Genomic DNA, 24079 nt, shown 5'->3' with positions numbered 1-24079 from the left:
TTCAGGAAGATTTTGCCGTCAGCATAAGACAGACCACGGTTAACGGTGTCACAGCACATGACTGGCACAGTTTCGTCGTAGTTTTGCTTAGGCTCGTACTTCCACTTGATAGCACCGTCGTTGTTCAGGTCCAGCGCGAACACGATGTTAGGGAATGGTGTGTGGACATACATGGTGCCGTCCATTACCAGCGCGTTACCTTCGTGACCACGCAATACACCCGTTGAGAAAGACCAAGCCATGTTCAGATCTTTGACGTTATCTTTATTGATTTGTGTCAGTTCTGAATAACGCTGGTTTTTGTAGTCACCAGCAGGCATAACCCAGTTATTTTCGTTTTCTTGCATTGTGGCCAGTTCATCAGCTGCTACCAGACCCGGTACAGCCAGTGACATCATAGCCAGAGACAATGTTTTCAGCTTCATAAAGTTTTCCTCTATATTGCTTTTTAGTATTAACGACACGAAATGCTCATTGCTGAACCTCATGCGTAGAGCAAACCTTAATCGTGCTGAAAACGTTAGTCAAGCATCTTCCTGATCTTTTTTGTGATATTTTCCATATTTTTTTCGGGAAGTTTTTCCCGACCAATTAAACTGCTGATTTTTATACAAAAACAGCTTTAAATTTATTTTCAGGCATGATCCTTGATCCAGTCAATCGCTTTTTCAATTGCGGACAAAGTGCGCTCACGTCCCATCAATTCCAGGGTAATTCCCAATGACGGTGAAACGGTATTTCCGGTTAAAGCAACACGGATAGGTTGTGCGACTTTCCCCATCCCCAGCTCATTGGCTTCGGCGCAGGCTTTGACTTCATCATGTAGCTTTTCATCCTGCCAGTCCTCGACCGCAGTCAGCCGCTGCAGCATGTTTTCCAGCAAGGGCAGGCTTTTCTCGTTAAGAAATTTACGCGAGGCCTTTTCATCGTATTCTTTGACATCCCGGTAAAAGAAAACAATATTGTCAGCCATTTCCACCAGCGTTTTCGCTCTTTCCTGCTGGGTTTCAACCACGCGTGTCAGTTCTGGGCCTGCGGCCGGGTCAATATCCCGTTGTCCCAGATGCCAGCACAGATGATGGGCAATATGCTCAGGGCTGCTGGTCTTAATGTATTGCTGGTTGAGCCACAATAGCTTTTCATTATTAAAACTGGACGCCGCTTTATTAACATCCTGGATATCAAACAGCTGCGTCATTTCATCCAACGAAAAGACTTCCTGGTCACCATGAGACCAGCCCAGTCTAACCAGATAGTTGAGCAAGGCCTCTGGCAGGAAACCCTGATCGCGGTAACTCATCACACTGACGGCACCATGACGCTTGGACAGGCGGGCACCGTCGTCACCCAGGATCATCGGCACATGAGCGAATACCGGCGGTTCGGCACCCAGTGCGCGGTAAAGGTTGATCTGGCGCGGTGAGTTATTCAGGTGATCATCACCGCGAATGACATGGGTCAGCTGCATATCCATATCATCGACCACCACGGTCAGGTTATAAGTCGGTGTGCCATCGGGACGGGCAATAACCAGATCATCCAGCTCACTGTTGCTGAACTCGACATCGCCGCGGATCACGTCTTTCACCACCACACTGCCTTCAGTCGGGTTTTTGAAACGAATCACCGGCTCTACGCCGGGCCTGGCTTCAGTGCGATGACGGCAGCGACCGTCGTAACGCGGCTTTTCCTTGTTAGCCCGCTGCTGCTCGCGCATCTCATCCAGTTCTTCCCTGGAGCAGTAGCAGTAATAGGCATGACCCTGCTGCATCAATTGATCGACCACTTCTTTGTAACGATCAAAGCGCTGGGTCTGGTAGAAAGGCCCTTCATCGTACTCAAGCCCCAGCCAGGTCATGCCCTCAAGAATCGCGTTGACCGACTCCGGCGTGGAGCGCTCAAGGTCAGTGTCTTCAATGCGCAACACGAACTGGCCACCGTGTTTACGGGCATACAGCCAGGAAAACAGTGCTGTGCGGGCACCGCCGACATGCAAATAACCGGTTGGACTGGGCGCAAAACGGGTACGAATAGTCATGTAACAAGCTCTCAACTGGATGGTCTTAACAAAGGTGCGTTATTGTACCAGCCTGACACTATATATATAGAGGTGAGCATGTTTATCCGAAATCTGTCTCTGTGGTGCTTTCCGGGCCTGCTGTTGATGCAAGTTGCCTGTGCTCAGGATCAGGCCTATCCGATAGAACAGGTCACTGACGGTATTTATTATCATCAGGGTGTGCATGAGGATGCCAGTAAAGAAAATTTCGGCGCCATTGCCAATGTCGGCTTTATTGTCGGCGATGACTGTGTGGCCGTTATTGACAGCGGCGGCAGTTACAAGGAAGGCGAACTACTGGCAAAGGCTGTAAAACAAACCACTGATAAGCCGGTCTGTTATGTCATCAACACCCATGTTCACCCGGATCATCTACTGGGTAATGCCGCCTTCAAACAAGCCGAGCCCAGCTTTGTTGGTCATGAAAAACTGCCGGCGGCTTTAATGGCGCGCAAAGACTTTTTTGAGAAAAACTTTGCTGAGACGCTGGGTGAAGCCTACCAGGGGGCTGAATTTATCTCACCTGACCAGACGGTTGCCATCGGCGAACCGCTGACCCTGGATCTGGGACAACGTGAAATCGTACTCACCGCCTACAGCACAGCCCACACCGATCATGATCTGACGGTGATGGATAAAAACACCCGGACCCTGTGGACCGGTGACCTTCTATTTATTGATCGGATCCCTGCGCTTGATGGCAGTATCAATGGCTGGATAGAAAACAGTAAAAAACTGCAGCAAATGGATGTCAGCTATGTGGTTCCCGGTCATGGCCCCGCCGGCAAAGATCAGTGGCAACAAGGTTGGCAAAAACAGCTGGCCTATCTCACCCTGATTCGGGAACAAATCCGGGCCATTATTTATGACTTTGGCACTATAGACCAGGCGACCGCTTCGGTAGGCTTAACTCAGAAAGATAATTGGATCTTATTTGAGGATTATCACCGTCGAAATGTCACTGCTGCCTTTGTTGAACTGGAATGGGAATAAAAATAGCCTGTCGTTAAGCTGGCTGAGGTTGCCGCTGTTATTTCTGATAACAGGCCTGCTCAGTCCGGCTTCGGCATCAGATAACACTGAAGCAATCTGGCCCGCCCTCAAGCAGACTTATTTTGGAGACCGACAGATCCGGGTTGAAGCCGACGACTTGCTGACAATTGAAGCGCCCAAACGCGCCGAGGATGCAGCGATTGTGCCGGTCACCATCAAGTCACCACTCAAGCAAACCACTGCCCGACATATCAGCGCATTGCATCTGTTTATCGATAACAACCCGATGCCGCATGCCGCCACTTTCTACCTGGCTCCTTCGCTGAAACAGGTCGATCTATCGACTCGTGTACGGGTTGACAGCTATACCCATATGCGGGTGGTCGCAGAGATGAATGATGGCACTTTGCATATGATAAAAACCTTTGTCAAAGCGTCGGGCGGCTGCAGTGCACCGGCAGGCAAAGATCACTCCGCCGCGCTCGCCAGACTGGGAAAAATGCAAATTCGCATGCGTGAGGCGACGCTGGGCAAAGCGATGCCGGTTCAGGTGATTGTCAGCCACCCCAATAACAGCGGTCTGCAAATGGATCAGGTCAGCCGCGGCTACATTCCGGCGCATTATGTCAAAACCCTGGCGATCAGCTACAACGACGCGCCGCTGATCAAAATGGAGGCCGGCATATCCATCAGCGAAGATCCCAGCTTGCGCTTTGTTTTTAGTCCTGAACAGCCGGGTGTGCTCCGCGTACAGGCCACAGATAGCAAGGAGCAGAAATTTGATCAAAAAAAGCGGCTATAACTCCCTAGTTTAACTGGGAACTTTTCATTTCCTTCCTGCTCAAATCTTGTACACTAAATAAAAAACAAGTAAGCAGGAGAGAGATCATGGTGACCCGCCCCTTCAAAACAGTGCTGATCAGCCTGTTCACGCTGATGTTGTTCTCGGCAGTAACGGTACAAGCTGCAGCAGACAAAGAACCTATCTGGCCATCTTTGAAAACCGCACATTTCGGTGACAAGGAAATTCGCGAAAATGCTGATGACCTGCTGGTTCTGGAAGCGCCCAAACGTGCTGAAGACGCTGCAATTGTCCCCATTACCATAAAATCGCTGGTGCCTCAGAGCGCGGACAAATTCATTAAAAATATCCACGTGGTGATCGACAATAACCCGATGCCCTACTCAGCCAACTTCCGGTTGTCACCAGAACTGGGCACCGTGGATATTTCGACCCGTATGCGAATTGACGAATACACTTATGTACGGGCTATTGCTGAAATGAATGACGGCAGCCTGCATATGGTGTCACGCTTTGTGAAAGCCTCAGGCGGTTGTAGTGCCCCTGCCGGTAAAGATGCTGCTGCGGCGCTGGCTCGACTGGGTAAAATGCAGATCCGCATGCGTCAGCCCACTGTGGGTGAGCCGGTTCAGGCCCAGGTGATTGTCAGCCACCCCAACTACAGTGGCCTGCAATACGATCAGAAAAACCGTAAGTATATCCCGGCCCATTTTGTCGACGATATTGATATCAGCTACAACGACAAAACCTTAATCAAAGTCGAATCCGGCATTTCTCTGAGTGAAGATCCCAGTGTTCGCTTTACTTTCACGCCAGCAGAGCACGGTAAGCTGAAAGCGGTCATTCATGACAGCAAGGAACAGGAATTCAGTATGGAAAAAGACATCTGAGTATCCTTTTCTTTCAGCAATAAAAAAGGCCGCAATTGCGGCCTTTTTTGATCGTCATCCGATTTTATGCTTAGTGGATGCGACACTCTTTGTAAGCTTTAGCATGGGTCTCTTCAAACAGTTTAAGACCGCTGCGAATCTGCTTATCATCACGGAAAGTGGCACCGCGATCAGCAGGCAGGTTTTTGTAACGGAAACCGACACTAATGTCTTCGAATTCTCTTTCAGTGAAGACTTCTGCCAGTTTATCGACTACGCATGAGCATTTGTGCGTACCTTCATAAACATTCATATCTTCATTGGCAGCCATGCAATCCAACACATAATGCACTCGTGTGGCAGTGGAAAAGTCGTTGGACATTGCGATGCTAGGCAACAGTGCCACCAGACCTGCGGCAAACATAGTGATTCCAGCTTTCTTCATTTATCTCTCCTGATTTAGTCATTATATGGCGACTCAGCTGTGACCCGCCCCCGTTATGCTAAGTTCCTGTTCTTCTCTATTGTCAGCCTGACAAAGTCCTCATACTACATGAAATATTCCCGATCTTGCTTGATGGATATCATGCATAAACAAGTGCTTAGTTTCTTAGGCTGCCAACATCAGGTAAAATCAGCGGTTTACTTAGTAATAGAATAACCGCCTCCTGAGGAGACCCAGATGAAAAAACTGTTACTGCACCTGGATACCGATCCGGTTGCCAGCACTTTTGATCAAGCCGTGGCCTACGACTCCGGTGTAGACAACATTATCGCCCACGGCGGTGCCACCCGTGACAACGTGACGCCACACGTTCACGGTATGATTTTCACCCGCGGCGGTAAAAACCTGAAAAACAGTGCAATTTTCATCGGTGGCTCCAATGTGCCTGCCAGCGATCTGGTGGGTGAAGCAGTCAAAAAAGCCTTTTTCGGTCCGGTTCGGGTTTCTGTCATGCTCGACCCCAACGGGTCAAATACCACTGCTGCAGCGATTGTGCGCAAAGTGCTGACCGATTTTGATGTGACCGGCAAAAACGTGGTCATCCTGGGCTCGGGTCCGGTCGGTCAACGCAGCGCTTTGTATCTGCTCAAAGAAGGCGCGGCTAAAGTGACCATGACCTCACGCAGCCTGGATCGCAGTAAGGCGATTACCGACCAGATGAAACAGGATTATGATGTGGATGTCACGCCGGGTGAAACCCGCAGTGACGAAGCGGTTAAAAACCTGCTGGCCGATGCCCATGTCGCCATCGCTGCCGGCCCTGCCGGTGTCTGCGTGATCCCGGAATCAGCGCTGGCAGGCAATCAATCGCTGGAAGTCATTGCCGATGTCAACGCGGTGCCGCCACTGGGTGTTGCCGGTATCGAAGTCATGGATAACGGCGAGGAAAAAAACGGCATCAAACATTATGGTGCTATCGCCATTGGCGGCCTCAAAATGAAAGTGCACCGCGGCGCCGTCGCCTCCCTGTTTGAGAGCAACGATCTGTTTCTGGACGAAACCACCATTTACGACATTGCCTGCAAAATTGATAACGCACAGTGAAGCCCAAACACGCTGACAGCCCGGACACGCTGCAATCAGTCACCGTCCAGGCACCAGCCCGACTCCATCTCGGATTTCTGGATCTCAACGCCAGCATCGGCCGCCGTTTCGGTAGCCTTGGGCTGGCTGTTGATAGCCATTACACCCGGCTTACTGTCAGCTGTGCTGAACAAGTCAGTATCAGTGGTGGCAAGCTGTCAGACGACACCCATGCGCGCTTGCTCAAAATCAGCGAGCGTTTTTATCAGGGACCCGGCCGTCAGCTGGCCTCCACATCACGGGCGGCAGTTCGCATTGATGATCTGATCCCGGCCCATGCCGGGCTGGGCAGTGGCACACAATTAGCACTGACGCTGGGCACGGCACTGGCCAGACTGCACCAGCTTGATATCAGTACCACGTCTCTGGCACAGCAACTGGGCCGCGGCCAGCGTTCCGGCATTGGTATTGCCACCTTTGATCAGGGAGGCTTCATCGTCGATGGCGGCCTCAAGCCACAACAAACGGTGCCTCCGCTGCTGATGCATCAGGCCTTTCCAGCAGACTGGCGTGTTGTCATGATCATGGACCAACATCACCAGGGCATTCATGGCCAGCACGAAAAACAGGCTTTCCGTGACTTGCCGGTTTTTCCGCTATCCCATGCGCAGGCGATTTGCCATAAAACCCTGATGCAATTGCTGCCAGCATTGGCTGAACAGGACATCGAACAGTTCGGCGCTGCCATCACCGATATTCAGGCGCTGATTGGCGACCATTTTGCCGAAGCCCAGGGCGGTCGCTACACCAGTCCACGGATCGCCGCCTGTTTGCGGCAGGCTCAGCAATTGGGTCACAAAGGCATTGCCCAGAGCTCCTGGGGGCCTACCGGCTGCGTTTTCGTCAGTTCAGCGCAGCAAGCGCAAAAGCTGATTGGACAACTTTCTGATTTTATTGAGTCTGACCATCCATCAGCGGCAATACCGCAGTTTATCTCAGCTCAGCCAGACAATCGGGGTGCGATCATTGAAACCGTCAGTTAAGACTGGCTATGATTGGCCTCAGCAACGCTTTCAGTCTCTAGTTTAAGGAACACACATGTCCAAACGTTCAATTATTCACATGATCAACCCGATGAAGCATAACAGCCCGTTTGATATCAATATGGCGCTGGATGCCGGTTACGAAGTTCTCATGCCTTATACCCACGTCGAACTGGATGAAGTCGCCGGCCTGACCCAGGATGCCATCTTTTCCCGTGGCCCATCGGGGGTCAAAAAGACCGGCATGTTTATCGGCGGTCGTGATATCGGCCTGGCCATGGATATGCTGGATGCAGCCAAAAAAGCCATGGTACCGCCGTTCGAAATCTCAGTCTTTGCTGATCCCAGTGGTGCTTTTACCACCGCTGCTGCATTGGTCGCCAGTGTCGAACGTGAACTGAAAAATAAATTCGACCGGACTTATGAAGGCAGTAAAGCGGTCGTCTTCGGCGGTACCGGCCCGGTGGGCATTGCTACCGCTGTGATTGCTGCATTGCAGGGTGCTCAGACCACCATCGTCGATCACTTCTCGCTGGACGCGGCACTGGAATTTGCCGATGAAGCTAAACGTCGCTACGGCGTTGAACTGCGTGGCACCACTGCTGCTTCGGATGCCGACAAAGCCCGCCTGCTGGCCGATGCTGATGTGGTCTTCTGTACTGCCAAAGCCGGTATCCAGGTGCTCAATGCCTCCGTGCTTGAAGATGCCAAACATCTGAAAGTGGCCGGTGACGTCAATGCCGTTGCGCCACTGGGTATTGAAGGCATCAAGCTGATGGACTCAGGCGCACCACTGGTTCATGCCAAAAATGCGCCGGATGCTGTCGGCATCGGGGCTCTGGCAGTGGGTGACGTTAAATACAAGCTGCAACAGGCGCTGTTACGTGAAACCCTGGAAAGTGAGAAGCCAGTCTATCTCGACTTCCGCAATGCCTTTGAAGGTGCGCGTAAACTCGCCTAATCCTGCCCGCCGCTGATGCCGACACAGCCCCTTTTGCTGATAGTTGCGCAAAGCGGCCGCTTCATTACCCAGTCAGCCACCCGCGCCGGTTACACGGTTCGGGTGGCTGATTGCTTTGGAGATACCGATACCCTCGAAGCTGCTGATCAATGGCTGCCTCTGCCTGCCATCGCCGAACTGACACGACAGCAATTTCATGCCGTATTAAAAAAGCTAAGCGCTGGCCAACCTTGTCAGCTTATCTGCGGCACCGGCGTGGAAGCTTTTTATCCGTTTTTAACGTCACTCCCCGCCCATATCAGCCTGATCGGCAACAGTGTCGACACCATCGCACAACTGCGTGAGCCCGAAGCGTTTTTTGCCTTACTGGATCAGTTAACGCTGCCTTACCCAAAAAGCTATCTGCATCCACCAGCCCCGGCCAGCAGCCTGCTTAAAGATTTGCACACAGCCGGTGGGCAGATAAATAAAAACACTGACCATACCCTGTCAGCAGGCCAGTATTATCAGCGTATTATTGACGGTGAGTCCTTTTCCATGACTTTTCTCGCCGACGGGCAGCAGGCTTTGGTTTTCGCCTGGAACCGCCAAATCAACCGTAAAGGACAGTACCTTCTGGCAAAAATCCGCCAGCCCGAGATGCCACCTCCTGCCATCAGACAGGCGCTGACTGCGACGCTCGATTCACTGGTAAAGGCCAGCGAACTCAAAGGCTTCAATAGTCTGGATTTTATTGTTGATCAACAGGGCCGCTGGTATTTACTGGAAATCAATCCTCGCATCAGCGCCTCGCTGGAGCTGCTCAATCAGCCGCAGTGGATGCAGTGGCACCTGGATGCCTGCGCCGGCCGACTGCCCGCATTACCCTCAACTGAAACAGACAAGGTGCGAATACTGGAATACCTGTTTGCCGAAGAAAACCAACAAATCACTCAGCATCCTGCCTGGCCGCGGCAATGCCATGACTTACCCGCCGCCGGGAAGGTGATTGAGACCGGTCTACCAATCTGCACGCTTGTTGCTGAGGCAAGCACGCTACAAGCCGCTGAACAGCGTTTACAACAAATCAAAAAAACAGCATTAGAAAATTGCTTGCCGCACGCTTGAAAATGTCATTATGCTCACCCATATTTAAGCCTGAATAATCACACAGGATTCAGAGATGAAACGAATTTTGCTTTTCCTCGGCACCAATATCGCGGTGCTGGCCGTTCTGAGCATTACCATGCGTCTGCTGGGCATCGAGAGTCTGCTCGATGAGCAGGGTGTCGGCCTCGATATGAATGCACTGCTGATTTATGCCGCGGTGATCGGCTTTAGTGGCTCATTCATTTCACTACTGATCTCCAAGTGGACGGCCAAACGGCTGACCGGTGCCAAGGTGATTGAACAAGCCTCGAATGAAACTGAGCGTTGGCTGGTCAATACCGTCAGTCGTCTGGCTAAACAGGCCAACATCGGCATGCCTGAAGTGGCTGTCTATAACTCGCCGCAGCCCAACGCCTTTGCTACCGGTGCCAATAAGAACAAAGCCCTGGTCGCGGTCAGTACCGGTCTGATGCAGTCGATGACCCAGGACGAAGTAGAAGCGGTACTGGCCCATGAGGTCAGTCACGTGGCGAATGGCGATATGGTCACCATGGCCCTGATCCAGGGTGTGGTGAATACCTTCGTGATCGTGTTGTCACGCGTCATTGGTCATTTGGTTGACCGCATGGTATTCAAGGTCGAACGTGGCCACGGTCCGGCCTTCTGGATCACCTCGATTATTGCGGAAATTGTGCTGGGTATTCTGGCCAGCATTATCGTGATGTGGTTTAGCCGCCAGCGCGAATACCGGGCCGATGCCGGTGCTGCCAGCCTGGTCGGTGCCCCAAAGATGATTGCCGCCTTGCAGCGACTGGCCGGCACCGCCAGTGAACCGCTGCCCGACCAACTACATGCGATGGGTATTTCCGGTGGACGCGGCGGACTGAGCGCGCTGTTTATGACCCACCCGCCATTGGAAGAGCGCATTAACGCACTGCGTGGTCAGCGCTAAGACAAAAAAGCCGGGCTGAGCCCGGCTTTTTTATGCCACTGAGCTATGGCTCAGAAGTCATCATCTTCAAAGTTGTAGTCGAGTTTTTCGGAAGGCTCATGAATATAATAGCCCTGCGCATAATCAACGCCCAGCCGCCACAATAAGGCCAGGCTGTTAGCATCGGAGACAAACTCCGCGATACAGTTTTTCCCAGCCTGCTTGGTCATTTCAATAATCGCTTTAACGGCAGCCTGATTCTCGCTGTCATGTGCCATGTTTTCGACAAAGGTGCCGTTGATTTTAACGTAGTCAACTTCCAGGTTATCCAGGCTGTTGGAGAAGTCGACACCAGAGCCGAAGTGCTCCAGGGCAAACTCACAGCCCAGTTGCTTGAGGCGGCTGACCACGGTCCGTACCTGTTCCAGGTTATCAACAGCAATGGTTTCGCTGATTTCAAAGATCACCGCATTGGCATTGAGCTTATGCGCATCCAGGGTGGCATCCAGCCAGTCAACAAAAGCCGTATCCTGCAGGGTCTGCTCCGATAACTTGATGAAAAAACGGGTACGCGGAAACTGATGACGATGTTCTATGAGGTTTTCAAAGGCGGTGCGAATCACCCATTTATCAATATCGGCCATCATCTTGAGGGTGGCCGCGTGCTCGATAAACTCACCGGCGCGGGATTGCCGGCCTTCGATCAGTGATAATCTGAGCAGTACTTCGTAGAGCTCCTGCGACTCACCATGCAGGCTGACGATAGGCTGGTAGTGCAATTCAAACTTATCATCATTAAGGCCTTTTTCCAGCCGCTGCTGCCATTTATCCGCCGATTCGCCCTCAGCCTCTTCCACATGATCCTGCTGATGACGCTGAATCTGGTTGCCGCCAGCATGCTGCGCCCGGGCGCAGGCTTGTGCCGCATTTTCCAGCACGGTTTCCGCGACCGACTGGTTTTCACTGATGCGGGAAATACCGATGCTGCAGTGCAGATCAATGGTCTTGCCATTGGCATGCGAAACATAATCATCAATGGTTTTGAGATAGGCAGCAGCGCGTTCATCAACCAGATGATCATCATGGCTGGGAACAATAATAGTGAAGATCTGATCACCGTAACGGCCCAGCACTTCTCCGCTTTGCAAATTCTTGCGCAATAAATCGGCCACACTTTTGATGATAACGTCACTGGTGCCCAGCCCTACCTGTTCCTTAATCGATTGGAAGTCATCCAGCACCAGGTACATCAGTTCGGCGTCACCATTACCTTCCACCGCCTGATAAGCACATTGTTGCAATTCATCTATAAAGCGTTTGCGATTGTAAAGGCCGGTCAGCACATCATGATCACGCAGCAGTTTAAGCTGCTCATCGTCGACTTTGCCGCTGGCATCATCACGAATGACGACCTGGCTGCAGTCTTCCCCCTCGACCCGGGCATGACTGAATTCGATTTGGGCATTGAAGCCGGTACCGTCGGCACGCACGCAGTTGGCCACCACGGTGACCGGCGCTGACTCGCCCTGTTCAGAAAAGTCGCGGAACACTGCTTTGAACTTGCTGTGATCTTCACTACTGATTAAATCGAGGATGGGCAGGCCGTCGATATCTTCCGCTTCTTCATAGCCGAACAGGCGAAGATAAGCCTGATTGACATAGATATGCATGCCTTCATGCATATACGCCACCGCATCGCGCGAGCTTTCCAGTAATGACCTCGAGCGCTTTTCACTCTCGCGCAGTGCCTGTTCATTACGCCGTGCCAGCCGTCTGCCGAACAGATTGTGTAATTCCCGGCCGGCGGCAAACTGCAGGCGCTGGCTGTCACCGAACAACACCACATCCTGGGCGCCGCTATTAAAGAATGCCTGCTCATCGGCTTTGTCGTTTATCAGGATAATACAAGGCAGGTCTTTACCCAGTCGCTGCAGCAAGGAAACGATTTCGGCGGGGGAAAGGTTAGCCACCTTATCGCGGCAGATCAACAAATCCCAGGTCTGTTTCAATAACAACTGCTCAATCGCTGCCGGACTGTCTTCCCGCGCTGCGCGGACGGCATGACCAGCACTGCGGAGGGTATTGATAATGGCGTCCGCGTCGGTCAGCGAATCATCCACGATCAGTAAGCGTAAAATGCCTTCTGCTCTAGCCATCATCTCGACTCTCTTATTTCCTGTCCTGTTGCCGCGGTTTTTCACCTTCCAGCACAGTCATTGTCTGTTCCATCCAGTCAAACAGGTGCTGATTCAAGGCTGCCGCGTCCTGTCCCTGGCTGTCGATTTTTTTACCAATCACCATCTTGATCGTGCCCGGTGTTTTCAAAAAACCTCTTTTGGGCCAGCACTTACCGGCATCATGAGCCACCGGAATCACCGGGTAGCCGGTATCCACCGCCAGCCTGGCACCACCGATGCCAAACTTGCGCATATAGCCCGGTGCCACCCGGGTGCCTTCCGGAAACACCACAACCCAGGCGCCGGATGATAAACGATCCAGACCTTGTTCAATCACCTGGCTCAGGGCCTTACGACCCGCCTTGCGATCTATCGCAATCGGGTTCAAAGATGCCAGCCCCCAGCCAAAAAACGGGATCCATAATAACTCCCGCTTCAACACCCAGACCTGGGGCGGAAACACCGCCTGCAGTGCCAGCGTCTCCCAGGCAGACTGATGTTTGCAGATAATAACAGCGGGCTCATCACCGATGTGCTCTTTGCCCTCGACTTCGAGATGCACATCACAAATTTTGCCCAGCAGCCAGATATTGCTCTTGGCCCACTGGCTTACCACAGCGTAACGCCATTTGAACGGAAGCGGCCACAATAAAACGCCGAGACAGGAAAAAATAACGGCGGACAGGGCATAAATAATGAAAAAAAGCAGCGAACGCAGTCTGATCATTGAAGCTGTGGCTCCAGTAAAGCATCGACCACCGCGGCCAGATCATCAAACACTTCAACCTCGTCGGGCAGTCCCTTGGACAGAGTGCGTTCACCTTTACCGGTTTTCACCAGAATCGGTCTGGCACCGGATGCCATTGCCGCCTGGATATCGCGCATCGAATCACCGATAGCAGGTACATTGTCCAGGTTCACTCTCAGTCGGTGAGCCAGATCGGCAAAAGATCCGTTATGCGGTTTACGGCAACTGCAGCCGTCTTCCGGGCCGTGCGGACAGTACATGATCGCTTCAATTCGACCGCCCATCTGCGCCAGCATTCGCCGCATTTTGCTGTGAATACGATTCAGCGTCTCGACATCCAGCAGCCCCCGGGCAATGCCCGACTGATTGGTAATGACCACCACCCGGTAACCGGCATAATTGAGTCGCGCAATCGCTTCCAGACTGCCGTCGATAGGCTCCCACTCGGCCGGGGTTTTGATAAATTCATCCGAGTCGTGGTTAATAACGCCATCACGGTCCAGAATAATCAGCGACATCAGGTGGTCTCCTTACTCCTGCAGGCAGGAAATATCGGCCACGCCCAGGAACAGCGCCCGGGTCTGGTTGAGCAGGGCCAGACGGTTTCTTCTCACCGCCTCATCATCCGCCATTACCATCACAGCGTCAAAGAAGCTATCGACCGTCTCGCGCATACCGGCCAGGTAATTGAGCACGCCGGTGTAATCGGCACTGGCAGATAGTGGCGCCAATGCTTGACGGGCATCATTAACCTTCTCGGCCAGGGCTTTTTCAGCAGGTTCCTGTAACAGGCTGTCATCGACTTGAGGATCGGCCGTTTCTGCTTCATTTTTACGCAGGATATTGCCGATGCGTTTATTACCGGCAGCCAGCGAGTCCGCCTGCTCCAGTTGTCTGAATGCTGCTACAGCTTTCAAACGCTGGACAAAATCCAACGGCCGGGTCGGTTTCACCGCCAGCACGGCTTCGAATTCATCGGCTTTAAAGCCCTGCTCCAGCACATAACCTCGCAGACGGTCATAGAAGTACTGCATGACCTGAGAGGTGACATCCTGTTCGTTCAACTTGCCATCAAAGGTTTGCTGAGAACGTTGCAGCAGGTCTGCCAGATCCAGGTCCAGCCCGTTTTCAATGATAATGCGCAAAACGCCCAGAGCCGCTCGACGCAAAGCGAATGGATCCTTAACACCCGACGGCGGCTGACCAATGCCGAACAGACCGGTCAAAGTATCAATTTTCTCAGCCAGACTGACGGCCTGACCACTGCGGGTGGCAGGCAGTTTGTCACCGGCAAAGCGTGGCAGATACTGTTCATCCAGCGCTTCCGCCACCTCGGTATCCTCACCATCAAGCCGTGCATAATAACGGCCCATAATTCCCTGCAGTTCAGGAAACTCGCCGACCATTTCTGTGACCAAATCGCATTTAGCCAGTCTGGCGGCACGTTCGGCCAGTGCCGGCTGCCCGTCAATCTGCTCGGCAATATCGGCCGCCAGTGAAGCAACCCGCGCTGATTTGTCGTAGACCGTACCCAGCTTGTTCTGAAACACGATGGTTTTGAGTTGCTCCTGGCTGTCAGCCAGTGCTTTTTTACGGTCGGTATCCCAGAAAAAGGCGGCATCACTCAGCCGTGGCAGGATCACCCGCTCGTTACCGGCAATCACCTGCGCCGGGTCCTGACTGGCGATATTGCTGACGGTAATAAAGTGGGGTAACAGCTTGCCGTCTTTAGCTTCAACGGCAAAGTACTTCTGATGGCCTTCCATCGACGAAATCAGCGCTTCCGGTGGTAATGCCAGGAAACGCTGGTCAAAATTCCCGGCCAGTGCCACCGGCCATTCGACCAGGCCGGTCACTTCTTCCAGCAGCTCGGGGTTAATGATGGCTTCCCCTTTCAGCGTGTCAGCCAGCTCTTTAACCTGTGCCTCGATGGTCTCCCGACGGGCATCAAAATCCACCAGCACCCGACCCTCGGCTTCCAGTTGCGGTGCATAGGTCATGGGCGAACTGATATTGATCGGCTGCGGGTTATGGAAGCGGTGACCACGACTGAAACGATCGGAGCTCACCCCCAGCAGTTCCATCGGCACCACTTCGTCACCTAAGAGCAGAACCAGCCAGTGCACCGGTCTCACAAATTCACCCGGCAAATCCCCCCAACGCATGCGTTTGGGGATCGGCAGTTCATTCAATGCCTGCTGGATAATGTCAGGCAACAGGCTGGCGGCTTCCGCGCCCTGCTGTTCCTGTTTGAATACCAGCCAGGCACCTTTGTCGGTTTTCATGGTGTCGAGCTGGTCCACATCCACACCACAGGATCGCGCGAAGCCCTGCAACGCCTTGGTGGCATTGCCGTCATCATCAAAAGCGGCGGTGACCGCCGGACCACGGCGCTCTACCACCCGATCAGCCTGGCGGGTCTGCAGCTTGGTCACCACCAGTGCCAGACGCCGTGGAGAAGCATAAGGCCGGATTTCCTCAAAACTCAGTTCGGCTTTTTTGAGGCCCTGCTCAACACTCTGCTGAAATGCCCGGCTCAGTTTTGCCAGCGCTTTGGGTGGCAGTTCTTCGGTGCCCAGTTCGACCAGAAAATCTTCGAATTCCTTCATGCCTGTGCCTCCGAAGCCGCTTGCGCTGCCATCGGGAAGCCCAGTGCCTCACGGCGGTCATAGTAGGCCTGTGCTACAGCACGGGCCAGCGTTCTGACCCGCAGAATAAAACGTTGGCGTTCAGTCACTGAAATCGCTTTACGGGCATCGAGCATATTAAAAGTATGGGAGGCTTTCAGCACCAGCTCGTAAGCAGGCAGTGGCAGGCCGGCTTCTATCATTCGTTGACTCTCGCGTTCACAGGTATCAAAGGTGGTGAACAGGCTGTCGACATCAGCCTGCTCGAAGTTGTAGGCGGACATTTCCACTTCGTTCTGGTGGAACACATCGCCGTAGGTGACAGTACCCATCGGGCCGTCTGACCAGATAAGATCATAGACACTGTCGACGCCCTGCAGGTACATCGCAATGCGTTCCAGACCGTAGGTAATTTCGCCGGTGACCGGGCGGCATTCCAGGCCGCCGACTTGCTGGAAGTAAGTGAACTGCGTCACCTCCATACCGTTGAGCCAGACTTCCCAGCCCAGACCCCAGGCACCCAGCGTTGGTGACTCCCAGTTATCCTCTACAAAACGCACATCATGCACCGAGGTATCGATGCCCAGCATTTCCAGCGAGCCCAGATAGAGTTCCTGAATATTAATCGGTGACGGTTTCAGCACCACCTGGAACTGATAGTAGTGCTGCAGGCGGTTTGGGTTATCACCGTAACGGCCGTCGGTAGGACGACGGGAGGGTTGCACATAGGCCGCGCTCCAGGGTTCAGGGCCAATAGCGCGCAGAAAAGTAGCCGGATGGAAGGTGCCGGCACCGACCTCCATATCAAAGGGTTGCAGCAAAACACAGCCCTGCTCAGCCCAGTATTGCTGCAGCCTCAGAATCAGTTCCTGAAAGGTTCTCGGCGTCTCTGCCTTCATCACCGTTTTGTTATTCATTAGCTCGCTTTCATTATTCAAAGTCAAAACCCCTGCGATTATAGCGAATCCAGCGCCCGCTTGTTAGAGACCTGTTGTGCGAAAGGCGATGAATTGCTCGCTAACTACGAGCGCGTCGCAGTAAGCAAAACCTGTGGCCAAACCCATGCTTCAGGTACAATAAGCGCTCTTGTCTGACTACTCAGAGTGATTTCATGCAACGCACCGTCGGCATCGTTATGGATCCGGTATCCCGGGTCAATATCAAAAAAGACAGCAGTTTTGCGATGCTGCTGGCTGTCCAGGCCAAGGGCTGGGACGTTCTCTACATGGAACAGCAGGATTTGTACTGGCGTGATGGCAAGGTTTACGCCGAAATGCGGCCGCTTGAGGTATTCGACAATGCCGACAAGTGGTATGAGCTGGGGGAAGCCGAAACCCGGCCCATCACCGATGTTGAAGTGATCCTGATGCGCAAGGATCCGCCCTTTGATATGGAATATGTCTACAGCACTTACCTGCTGGAACAGGCCCAGGCCGCCGGTGTTTTGATTGTCAACGATCCGCAGAGCCTGCGTGATGCCAATGAAAAGCTGTTCACCGCCTGGTTTCCGCAATGCTGTCCGCCAACGCTGGTCACCCGCCATAAACATTTGATCCGTGAATTCCAGCAGGAGCATGGCGATATTATCCTCAAGCCGCTCGACGGCATGGGCGGCGCCTCCATCTTTCGTATCAACCAGGGCGATCCCAACTTTTCAGTGATCGTGGAAACCCTCAGTGAACACGGCAGCAAATCGGTGATGGCGCAGAAATACCTGCCCGCGATCAGCGAAGGCGATAAACGCATTCTGTTGATTGATGGTGAACCCGTGCTTTATGCCCTGGCACGAATCCCGGCACAGGGTGAAACTCGCGGTAATTTGGCGGCTGGCGGCCGTGCCGAAGGCCGGCCATTGAGCGAACGCGATCGATGGATTTGCCAACAGGTTGGCGACAAATTACGTGAAAAAGGGCTTATCTTCGTTGGTTTGGACGTGATTGGTGACTATCTCACCGAAATCAATGTCACCAGTCCAACCTGCATCCGCGAGCTGGATCGCGAATTTAATCTGGATATCGGCGGCGACTTGATGACCGCGATAGAAAAAAGACTGCCATGAAACTAATCCCAATTATTCTTCTGCTCAGCCTGCTGGTCAGCGGCTGTGGTGACAGTGAACGCGCCCGTCAGGCCAAGTTTTATGCGTTCGGCACCGAGATTGATGTCAGCCTCTACGGCGTAGATGCTGACACAGCAGCGAATACCGTCGATGCACTGGAACAGGCTTTCAACAATGTTAACGATACCTGGCATGCCTGGCAGCCCAGCACCCTGACCCGTATCAACGAAGCGATTGCCAAGGGCGAAAGCATAGCTATCCAACCGCAGGTCGCAGCGGTGATCCAGGAAGCCACGGTCTACGCTGATGACAGTCAGCACCTGTTTAACCCGGCAGCCGGAAAATTGTTTGAGTTATGGGGCTACCATCAGGACAACTGGTTCGAATCACGGCCACCGCCCGCACAAGAAGAAATTGATGCCTGGCTTGCTGCCGCGCCCAGCATGGATGACATCAGTATCCAGGACGGAACACTGCGCAGTGACAATAAGCAGGTCAAACTGGGCTTTGGTGGCTTTGCCAAAGGCACCGCCGTAGACACCGCTATTGCCGCTTTGAAACAACAGGGCATCAGCAATGCGATTATCAATATCGGTGGCGATCTGCGCGCCATTGGCCGTCATGGTGACCGCCCCTGGCGTATAGGCATTCGCCACCCGCGCAAAGAGGGCGGCATGCTGGCTTCGGTCGCCATTGAGGATGATGAGAGCGTCTTTACCTCGGGGGATTACGAGCGCTATTTTACCTACGAGGGAGAACGCTACCCGCATATCCTCGATCCCCGTAACGGTTATCCGGCCAGGGATAATATCTCGGTGACGGTGATTCACCCCCAAGCTGCCCGCGCTGATGCTGCCGCCACAGCACTGGTCGTCGCCGGCAAGGACTGGCCGCAGATAGCCGTATCGCTGGGCATTGATCATGTTATGCTGATGCGTGCTGACGGGCAGATTGAAATGACGCCCGCGATGACCGAGCAGGTCAGACTCAGCGACCCGAAGCAGGAACCGCTGATTCGTCAGCTACCAACTCAATAACTCAGGGCTATGGCAAAAACGACTGCCAATGACAGACTGGTCTTCACGCTACTGATCTCGATTATCATTCATTTGATCATCGTCATGGGGATCAGTTTTGACGTGTTCTCCAAGCCCACCAACTCACCGGTTAACAATCTCGATATCACGCTGGTAAAACAGCAGGATAAAATCAAACCCGAAGAAGCCGACTTCCTGGCCCAGGCCGATAATGAGGGCGGTGGTGAAACAGAAACGCCAAGCCCGGAACCCACCCCGGAAATGCCGGTTCCCGAAGTGATGGAAGAACCGACTTCTGATCCGGTGCCGCCGGTAGCGGCGGCAGAAATCACGCCGGATCCGATGCCGGTGACTGAACCCGAGCCCGCACCAGAACCGCCTGCGCCCGAGCCGGTTCAGCCAGAACCTGCCGACCCAGAACCCACACCGACGCCTCCCGAACCGGTCGAGCCTCAAGTCGAAAAGCCAGTGGAAAAACTGACCCAGGAAAAACCGGCCGAGCGTCAGGTAGAAAAGGTCGAAAAACCCGAGACCGAAGCCGAACCGGAGGCAGAAGCGACACCTGAGCCTCCGCCCAAACCGTCGGCACGCGATCTGATGCTGCAGGCAAGAAATGAGATTCAGGATCTGCAGGATAAATTGGATCAAAGCACCATGGCGCTGAGCAAACGGCCTAAAAAACGCCGTATTTCGGCGTCCACCAAGGAGTTTGCAGCGGCCGCCTACATGAAAGCCTGGGAAATGAAAGTCGAGCGCATCGGCAATATGAATTACCCGCAGGAAGCCCGGCAAAAGCAACTCAATGGCAGTCTGATGTTATCGGTGGATATCAATCCCGATGGCAGTGTGCCGGCCGGCGGCATCGTGGTATCGCGTTCGTCCGGTCATGCGGTGCTGGATGATGCGGCCGTCAAAATTGTGCGCCTGGGCGCCCCCTATGCGGCGATACCCGATAATGTGCTGAAAGATAACGATATGCTGACCATTATCCGTACCTGGAAATTTGAAACCGGACAGGGCCTGTCGACCCGATGAAAACGGCCGGCGCTGTTAGCGCCGGCCTGGTTGATCTTGCCGTTACTGGAACAGGTAGTCGCGAATTTCTGATTCGCTTTTATGGATCAGGTTTTTGTTAATGGTTTGGCTGATATGTCTCTGCGTCACCGTGCCCAGGTTCTGCTTGAGCATGCCCAGGAAGCTGGGTGACGAAATCAGGACCAGGTCGTTGTAATCTCCGACTCGGCGCGCATTTTCCAGCCGCTCACCCACATCATGGGCGAAATGGACGGTTTCCAGTTTTTTAGGTTCAATCCGGGTTTCCATCGGATGACGTCCGCCCTGACCATTGCCTTCCAGCTGGCCGTTGGCGGGTTCTGCATGGCTCACATGATGGACGATTTCATCGATTTCTCTGAGCGGGGAAAAGCGGCTTTCTACCGAATAGATTCTGGCGCGATTGCTCTCGGCAACGACGATCCATTTTTTCTTCATAGTCAATACTCCTTCTCGCTTGGTTGGGACAAGCCACGCAACACAGCAAGCGGATAAACCATGCCGCGTGTGGTTGGATCGAAAGAAGTGATGATTCGACTATAGCAAAGAAAAAGGGGATTTGTGCGCTTTCCTCTCAGAAATTAAACCGGGACATTTTCCTTATTTATCAGCGCCTTGAGAAAGTTTATAGCCCTGCGCCGCTTTGCTGATATCACTGTATTGCAGTGGCAGTGCGGCCTTCAGCGATTCAGCCAGATTCTGCATTTTTTTCACATCGCCCTGCTTCAATTCCAGTTCAATTTCATGGATGACAGCGCGTTTCTTACCGGCGCGGACTTCTCCCCGATCATAGGCCATTTCCACCCGGGTGCCGTCCTGCAAACGCAGTGGCAAAAGCTGACGCTCAAACTCGGTGGTGAACACCGGTGCGATCGCCGACCAGACAGATTGCTGTTTGATCAGCGGTGCCAGATCAGTGTCGGCTAACAGAGCCAGATCAAATTCGGGGCCATTCAGCTCATGTTCCCACTCTTTACGTTGATGCAGGCCATTTTTTGCCTCACCGCTGCATTTCACCGTCTGCAGCCACTGCTCGCCAATCTGACGCAGGCGCAGGCCCACACCGAACTGCTGCAGCGCCTTGTCGGGTGTGTCGAAATAAGTGCTGAGCAGGTGAATGCGATCGGTGTCAGCTTCCAGCAAGTCACCGAGCCAGGGCAAAGCCAGCAGGTCCAGTTCTTCCTGCTGGCTGACGAGCATTTTGATTTCCTGTTCCAGGCTCATGGTTTCAACAACGGTTTCAAGTAATGGCCAGTGTAGGAAGTCGGGTGCTCGGCCACCTGTTCCGGCGTGCCGGTAGTGACGACCTTACCGCCGCCGGCACCGCCTTCCGGCCCCATATCAATAATCCAGTCCGCGGTTTTAATGACATCCAGATTATGCTCGATAACGATAATGGTGTTGCCGCGGTCACGCAGGCTATGCAGGACTTTGAGCAACTGCTCAATATCAAAGAAATGCAAACCGGTGGTCGGTTCATCCAGCACATAAAGGGTTTTACCGGTATCGCGCTTGGAGAGTTCCTTGGCCAGCTTGACCCGCTGCGCTTCACCGCCGGACAGGGTGGTCGCATTCTGTCCCAGCTTGATATAGGTCAGGCCCACATCCATCAGGGTCTGTAGCTTCTTGGCCACCACCGGGATGTTTTCAAAGAACACACAGGCTTCTTCAATGGTCATATCCAGTACTTCGGTGATGGTCTTGCCCTTGTAACGGATATCCAGCGTTTCACGGTTGTAGCGGGCGCCTTTACAGACATCACAGGGCACAAAAATATCGGGCAGAAAGTGCATTTCCACCTTGATCAGACCGTCACCCTGGCAGGCTTCACAACGCCCGCCCTTAACATTGAAACTGAAACGGCCGGGGCCATAACCGCGTGAACGGGCTTCCGGTGTGCCCGCGAACAATTCCCGAATCGGCGTGAACAGGCCGGTATAGGTCGCAGGGTTAGAGCGCGGTGTTCGGCCAATCGGACTCTGGTTGATAGCCACGACTTTATCCAGCTGATCCAGCCCCAGGATGTCCTGATGGGCGGCCGGCTCATCCGATGACCCGTTCAAAGTCCGCGCGGTCAGCTTGAGCAGGGTTTCATTGATCAGGGTGGATTTACCGGAGCCGGAGACACCGGTCACGCAGGTCATCAGGCCCACCGGAATATCAATATCGACATTCTGCAGGTTGTTGCCACAGGCACCGCGCAGACCGATCACACGCCCGGCGTGGAAGGTCTCACGCTCAGCCGGCACATTGATCATGCGTCTGCCCGAAAGGTACTGGCCGGTAAGTGACTCTTCACTTTCCATGATTTCTGCGGGTGCGCCCTGGGCCACAATATCACCGCCATGCACGCCGGCACCGGGACCGATATCCAGCACAAAATCGGCGGTGCGAATGGCATCTTCATCATGTTCCACCACAATCACGGTATTGCCCAGATCGCGCAGTCGGGTCAGTGTTGCCAGCAAGCGATCATTATCACGCTGATGCAGGCCGATTGAGGGTTCATCAAGGATATACATGACCCCGACCAGACCAGCGCCGATCTGGCTGGCCAGTCGGATCCGCTGGGCTTCACCGCCAGACAGGGTGTCGGCACTGCGCGCCAGATTCAGATAATCCAGCCCGACGTTGACCAGGAAACTGAGCCGCGCCGCTATTTCAGTGATAATTTTAGCCGCAATTTCGCCACGCTTGCCGGGCAGGCTGAGCTCGCTGAAGAAAGTACTCACTTCGCCGATAGGCATTTCCGTGACTTCGGGCAAAGTCGTTTCATTGATAAACACATGGCGTGCCGCCTGGGTCAGTCGCGCCCCATGACAATCAGGACAGGCCCGAACCGCATGAAAGCGGGCCAGTTCTTCACGCACGCTATTGGATTCAGTTTCATGATAGCGCCGCTGCATATTGGGAATCACACCCTCGAATGGATGTTTGCGGTTCACCTGCTTGCCGCGGTCGCCCATGTAGGTGAATTCGATCTTGGTGCTGCCACTGCCATACAGAATCACCTGGCGAACTTCTTCAGGCAATGCTTCAAACGGGGTATCCGGATCGAACTGGTAATGCTTGGCCAGCGACTGAATCATTTGGTGATAGTAGGCATTACGACGATCCCAGCCGCGAATGGCACCAGCCGTCAGGCTCATTTCCGGATGACCAACCACCCGCGCCGGATCAACAAACTGTTTGACGCCCAGCCCGTCACAGGTACTACAGGCACCGGCCGGGTTATTGAACGAGAACATGCGTGGTTCCAGCTCAGAAATGGAGTAACCACATTCAGGGCAGGCAAAACGCGCCGAAAACAGGGTTTCATCGGTCTCATCATCCATCGCCACCACTTTGGCGACGCCATCGGCCATATTGAGCGCAGTTTCAAACGACTCGGCCAGTCTTTGTTGCAGATCATCACGGACTTTGAAGCGATCCACAACTGCTTCAATGGTATGTTTTCGGCGCAGCTCCAGTTCCGGTGGATTATCCAGCTCAATGACCTTGCCATTGACCCGGGCGCGGACAAAACCTTTGATGCGTAACTCTTCCAGCACATCGCGGTGTTCGCCTTTACGGTCGGTGATAACCGGTGCCAGCAGCATCAGCTTTTTGCCTTCCGGCATTTCCAGCACGGCATCGACCATCTGACTGACGGTTTGCGCTGCCAGCGGCTGATGGTGGGTAGGGCAACGCGGCTCACCGGCGCGCGCGAACAACAAACGCAGGTAGTCATAGATTTCGGTGATGGTGCCGACGGTCGAGCGCGGGTTGTGCGAGGTCGATTTCTGCTCAATCGAAATGGCCGGCGACAGCCCCTCGATGTGATCGACATCAGGCTTTTCCATCATCGACAGGAACTGACGCGCATAAGCGGACAAAGACTCAACATAGCGCCGCTGGCCTTCTGCGTATAATGTGTCAAACGCCAGCGATGACTTGCCCGAGCCGGACAGGCCGGTAATCACGATCAGCGCATCCCTGGGCAAATCCAGGTCGATGTTCTTCAGATTGTGGGTTCGGGCCCCGCGGATAGTGATGTTTTTCATCCCGGGAACGCTTATATTTTTCATCAGGATTCCGTAGTAAAATCAAACGGATCAATATAC

The 24079-nt window shown here is 53.5% G+C and carries 21 protein-coding genes and 1 pseudogene; 11 read left to right on the top strand and 11 right to left on the bottom strand.

Annotation, left to right across the window (positions count from 1 at the left end):
• Positions 1-425 (bottom strand): annotated as a pseudogene (locus Q0X64_RS05970) (PQQ-dependent dehydrogenase, methanol/ethanol family); the annotation flags it as partial.
• A gap of 209 nt (positions 426-634) precedes the next feature.
• Complete coding sequence (gene gltX, locus Q0X64_RS05965) at positions 635-2038, bottom strand: glutamate--tRNA ligase (protein ID WP_297809850.1); 1404 nt, start codon at positions 2036-2038, stop codon at positions 635-637.
• A gap of 78 nt (positions 2039-2116) precedes the next feature.
• Between gltX and Q0X64_RS05960 the strand changes: the two genes are divergently transcribed.
• The 3 genes from Q0X64_RS05960 (at position 2117) to Q0X64_RS05950 (ending at position 4744) form a co-directional block, all read left to right on the top strand.
• On the top strand, positions 2117-3052 hold the full coding sequence (locus tag Q0X64_RS05960) for a quinoprotein relay system zinc metallohydrolase 2 (protein ID WP_297809847.1): 936 nt from the start codon (positions 2117-2119) through the stop codon (positions 3050-3052).
• Positions 3015-3854, top strand: coding sequence for a quinoprotein dehydrogenase-associated SoxYZ-like carrier (locus tag Q0X64_RS05955; protein WP_297809845.1), 840 nt, complete (start codon positions 3015-3017; stop codon positions 3852-3854). The genes Q0X64_RS05960 and Q0X64_RS05955 overlap by 38 nt, the downstream gene beginning before the upstream one ends.
• Positions 3855-3940: 86 nt before the next feature.
• Complete coding sequence (locus tag Q0X64_RS05950; RefSeq protein ID WP_297809842.1) at positions 3941-4744, top strand: quinoprotein dehydrogenase-associated SoxYZ-like carrier; 804 nt, start codon at positions 3941-3943, stop codon at positions 4742-4744.
• A 70-nt stretch (positions 4745-4814) separates the two neighbouring features.
• Here Q0X64_RS05950 and Q0X64_RS05945 read toward each other — a convergent pair whose 3' ends face one another.
• Entirely contained in the window at positions 4815-5168 is a 354-nt protein-coding gene (locus tag Q0X64_RS05945) for a hypothetical protein (RefSeq protein WP_297809839.1), read from the bottom strand.
• 237 nt (positions 5169-5405) lie between these two features.
• Here Q0X64_RS05945 and Q0X64_RS05940 point away from each other — a divergent pair, with 237 nt between their 5' ends.
• The 5 genes from Q0X64_RS05940 to htpX are packed head-to-tail and all read left to right on the top strand — an operon-like array spanning position 5406 to position 10296.
• Positions 5406-6272, top strand: a complete 867-nt coding sequence (locus Q0X64_RS05940; RefSeq protein ID WP_297809836.1) for an NAD(P)-dependent methylenetetrahydromethanopterin dehydrogenase — start codon at positions 5406-5408, stop codon at positions 6270-6272.
• Positions 6269-7294 carry a beta-ribofuranosylaminobenzene 5'-phosphate synthase family protein gene (locus Q0X64_RS05935; protein ID WP_297809833.1) on the top strand — a complete coding sequence of 342 codons (1026 nt, stop codon included), beginning with the start codon at positions 6269-6271 and terminating at the stop codon, positions 7292-7294. Before Q0X64_RS05940 ends, Q0X64_RS05935 begins: the two co-directional genes overlap by 4 nt.
• A gap of 55 nt (positions 7295-7349) precedes the next feature.
• A complete protein-coding gene (locus Q0X64_RS05930) occupies positions 7350-8255 on the top strand; it encodes an NAD(P)-dependent methylenetetrahydromethanopterin dehydrogenase (protein WP_297809831.1) in 906 nt (301 codons plus the stop codon).
• Between the two features lie 15 nt (positions 8256-8270).
• Positions 8271-9362 (top strand): ATP-grasp domain-containing protein, encoded by a 1092-nt coding sequence (locus Q0X64_RS05925; RefSeq protein WP_297809828.1) that lies wholly within the window; start codon positions 8271-8273, stop codon positions 9360-9362.
• Between the two features lie 55 nt (positions 9363-9417).
• Positions 9418-10296: a protease HtpX gene (gene htpX, locus Q0X64_RS05920; RefSeq protein ID WP_297809825.1), complete on the top strand. Its 879-nt coding sequence runs from the start codon at positions 9418-9420 to the stop codon at positions 10294-10296.
• A 50-nt stretch (positions 10297-10346) separates the two neighbouring features.
• Here htpX and Q0X64_RS05915 read toward each other — a convergent pair whose 3' ends face one another.
• From Q0X64_RS05915 to glyQ, 5 genes are read right to left on the bottom strand one after another with little or no spacing between them, the layout of a single operon-like run.
• The gene (locus tag Q0X64_RS05915; protein ID WP_297809822.1) at positions 10347-12434 is read right to left on the bottom strand and encodes an EAL domain-containing protein; all 2088 of its coding nucleotides are present in this window, start codon (positions 12432-12434) and stop codon (positions 10347-10349) included.
• A 10-nt stretch (positions 12435-12444) separates the two neighbouring features.
• A complete protein-coding gene (locus tag Q0X64_RS05910; protein ID WP_297809819.1) occupies positions 12445-13179 on the bottom strand; it encodes a lysophospholipid acyltransferase family protein in 735 nt (244 codons plus the stop codon).
• Positions 13176-13718 (bottom strand): D-glycero-beta-D-manno-heptose 1,7-bisphosphate 7-phosphatase, encoded by a 543-nt coding sequence (gmhB, locus tag Q0X64_RS05905; protein ID WP_297809816.1) that lies wholly within the window; start codon positions 13716-13718, stop codon positions 13176-13178. The genes Q0X64_RS05910 and gmhB overlap by 4 nt, the downstream gene beginning before the upstream one ends.
• 12 nt (positions 13719-13730) lie before the next feature.
• Positions 13731-15809: a glycine--tRNA ligase subunit beta gene (gene glyS, locus Q0X64_RS05900; RefSeq protein ID WP_297809813.1), complete on the bottom strand. Its 2079-nt coding sequence runs from the start codon at positions 15807-15809 to the stop codon at positions 13731-13733.
• A complete protein-coding gene (gene glyQ / locus Q0X64_RS05895) occupies positions 15806-16744 on the bottom strand; it encodes a glycine--tRNA ligase subunit alpha (protein ID WP_297809810.1) in 939 nt (312 codons plus the stop codon). The genes glyS and glyQ overlap by 4 nt, the downstream gene beginning before the upstream one ends.
• Positions 16745-16938: 194 nt before the next feature.
• On the opposite strand from glyQ, the gene gshB reads away from it, so the two are divergent.
• Genes gshB through Q0X64_RS05880 form a run of 3 tightly spaced genes read left to right on the top strand, consistent with a single transcriptional unit; the run spans position 16939 to position 19958 of the window.
• The gene (gene gshB / locus Q0X64_RS05890; RefSeq protein ID WP_297809807.1) at positions 16939-17886 is read left to right on the top strand and encodes a glutathione synthase; all 948 of its coding nucleotides are present in this window, start codon (positions 16939-16941) and stop codon (positions 17884-17886) included.
• Positions 17883-18923 (top strand): FAD:protein FMN transferase, encoded by a 1041-nt coding sequence (locus tag Q0X64_RS05885; RefSeq protein ID WP_297809804.1) that lies wholly within the window; start codon positions 17883-17885, stop codon positions 18921-18923. Before gshB ends, Q0X64_RS05885 begins: the two co-directional genes overlap by 4 nt.
• A 9-nt stretch (positions 18924-18932) precedes the next feature.
• Positions 18933-19958: an energy transducer TonB gene (locus Q0X64_RS05880; RefSeq protein WP_297809801.1), complete on the top strand. Its 1026-nt coding sequence runs from the start codon at positions 18933-18935 to the stop codon at positions 19956-19958.
• A gap of 42 nt (positions 19959-20000) precedes the next feature.
• Here the strand turns inward: Q0X64_RS05880 and Q0X64_RS05875 are convergent, their stop codons facing one another.
• From Q0X64_RS05875 to uvrA, 3 genes are all read right to left on the bottom strand, one after another.
• On the bottom strand, positions 20001-20414 hold the full coding sequence (locus Q0X64_RS05875) for a host attachment protein (protein ID WP_297809799.1): 414 nt from the start codon (positions 20412-20414) through the stop codon (positions 20001-20003).
• A gap of 162 nt (positions 20415-20576) precedes the next feature.
• Positions 20577-21200, bottom strand: a complete 624-nt coding sequence (locus tag Q0X64_RS05870) for a CYTH domain-containing protein (protein ID WP_297809796.1) — start codon at positions 21198-21200, stop codon at positions 20577-20579.
• Positions 21197-24019: an excinuclease ABC subunit UvrA gene (gene uvrA, locus Q0X64_RS05865; RefSeq protein ID WP_297809894.1), complete on the bottom strand. Its 2823-nt coding sequence runs from the start codon at positions 24017-24019 to the stop codon at positions 21197-21199. Before uvrA ends, Q0X64_RS05870 begins: the two co-directional genes overlap by 4 nt.
• Positions 24020-24079 lie beyond the last annotated feature (60 nt).

The organism is uncultured Methylophaga sp., assembly GCF_947259025.1.
Classification (GTDB): Bacteria; Pseudomonadota; Gammaproteobacteria; order Nitrosococcales; family Methylophagaceae; genus Methylophaga.
This window is presented reverse-complemented; position numbering and strand designations above follow the sequence as displayed.

Excerpts from the sequence above, each read along its gene's own strand:
- gltX (WP_297809850.1), bottom strand. The coding sequence starts at position 2,038 with ATGACTATTCGTACCCGTTTTGCGCCCAGTCCAACCGGTTATTTGCAT.
- Q0X64_RS05960 (WP_297809847.1), top strand. The coding sequence starts at position 2,117 with ATGTTTATCCGAAATCTGTCTCTGTGGTGCTTTCCGGGCCTGCTGTTG.
- Q0X64_RS05955 (WP_297809845.1), top strand. The coding sequence starts at position 3,015 with ATGTCACTGCTGCCTTTGTTGAACTGGAATGGGAATAAAAATAGCCTG.
- Q0X64_RS05950 (WP_297809842.1), top strand. The coding sequence starts at position 3,941 with ATGGTGACCCGCCCCTTCAAAACAGTGCTGATCAGCCTGTTCACGCTG.
- Q0X64_RS05945 (WP_297809839.1), bottom strand. The coding sequence starts at position 5,168 with ATGAAGAAAGCTGGAATCACTATGTTTGCCGCAGGTCTGGTGGCACTG.
- Q0X64_RS05940 (WP_297809836.1), top strand. The coding sequence starts at position 5,406 with ATGAAAAAACTGTTACTGCACCTGGATACCGATCCGGTTGCCAGCACT.
- Q0X64_RS05930 (WP_297809831.1), top strand. The coding sequence starts at position 7,350 with ATGTCCAAACGTTCAATTATTCACATGATCAACCCGATGAAGCATAAC.
- Q0X64_RS05925 (WP_297809828.1), top strand. The coding sequence starts at position 8,271 with ATGCCGACACAGCCCCTTTTGCTGATAGTTGCGCAAAGCGGCCGCTTC.
- htpX (WP_297809825.1), top strand. The coding sequence starts at position 9,418 with ATGAAACGAATTTTGCTTTTCCTCGGCACCAATATCGCGGTGCTGGCC.
- Q0X64_RS05915 (WP_297809822.1), bottom strand. The coding sequence starts at position 12,434 with ATGATGGCTAGAGCAGAAGGCATTTTACGCTTACTGATCGTGGATGAT.
- Q0X64_RS05910 (WP_297809819.1), bottom strand. The coding sequence starts at position 13,179 with ATGATCAGACTGCGTTCGCTGCTTTTTTTCATTATTTATGCCCTGTCC.
- gmhB (WP_297809816.1), bottom strand. The coding sequence starts at position 13,718 with ATGTCGCTGATTATTCTGGACCGTGATGGCGTTATTAACCACGACTCG.
- glyS (WP_297809813.1), bottom strand. The coding sequence starts at position 15,809 with ATGAAGGAATTCGAAGATTTTCTGGTCGAACTGGGCACCGAAGAACTG.
- glyQ (WP_297809810.1), bottom strand. The coding sequence starts at position 16,744 with ATGAATAACAAAACGGTGATGAAGGCAGAGACGCCGAGAACCTTTCAG.
- gshB (WP_297809807.1), top strand. The coding sequence starts at position 16,939 with ATGCAACGCACCGTCGGCATCGTTATGGATCCGGTATCCCGGGTCAAT.
- Q0X64_RS05885 (WP_297809804.1), top strand. The coding sequence starts at position 17,883 with ATGAAACTAATCCCAATTATTCTTCTGCTCAGCCTGCTGGTCAGCGGC.
- Q0X64_RS05880 (WP_297809801.1), top strand. The coding sequence starts at position 18,933 with ATGGCAAAAACGACTGCCAATGACAGACTGGTCTTCACGCTACTGATC.
- Q0X64_RS05875 (WP_297809799.1), bottom strand. The coding sequence starts at position 20,414 with ATGAAGAAAAAATGGATCGTCGTTGCCGAGAGCAATCGCGCCAGAATC.
- Q0X64_RS05870 (WP_297809796.1), bottom strand. The coding sequence starts at position 21,200 with ATGAGCCTGGAACAGGAAATCAAAATGCTCGTCAGCCAGCAGGAAGAA.
- uvrA (WP_297809894.1), bottom strand. The coding sequence starts at position 24,019 with ATGAAAAACATCACTATCCGCGGGGCCCGAACCCACAATCTGAAGAAC.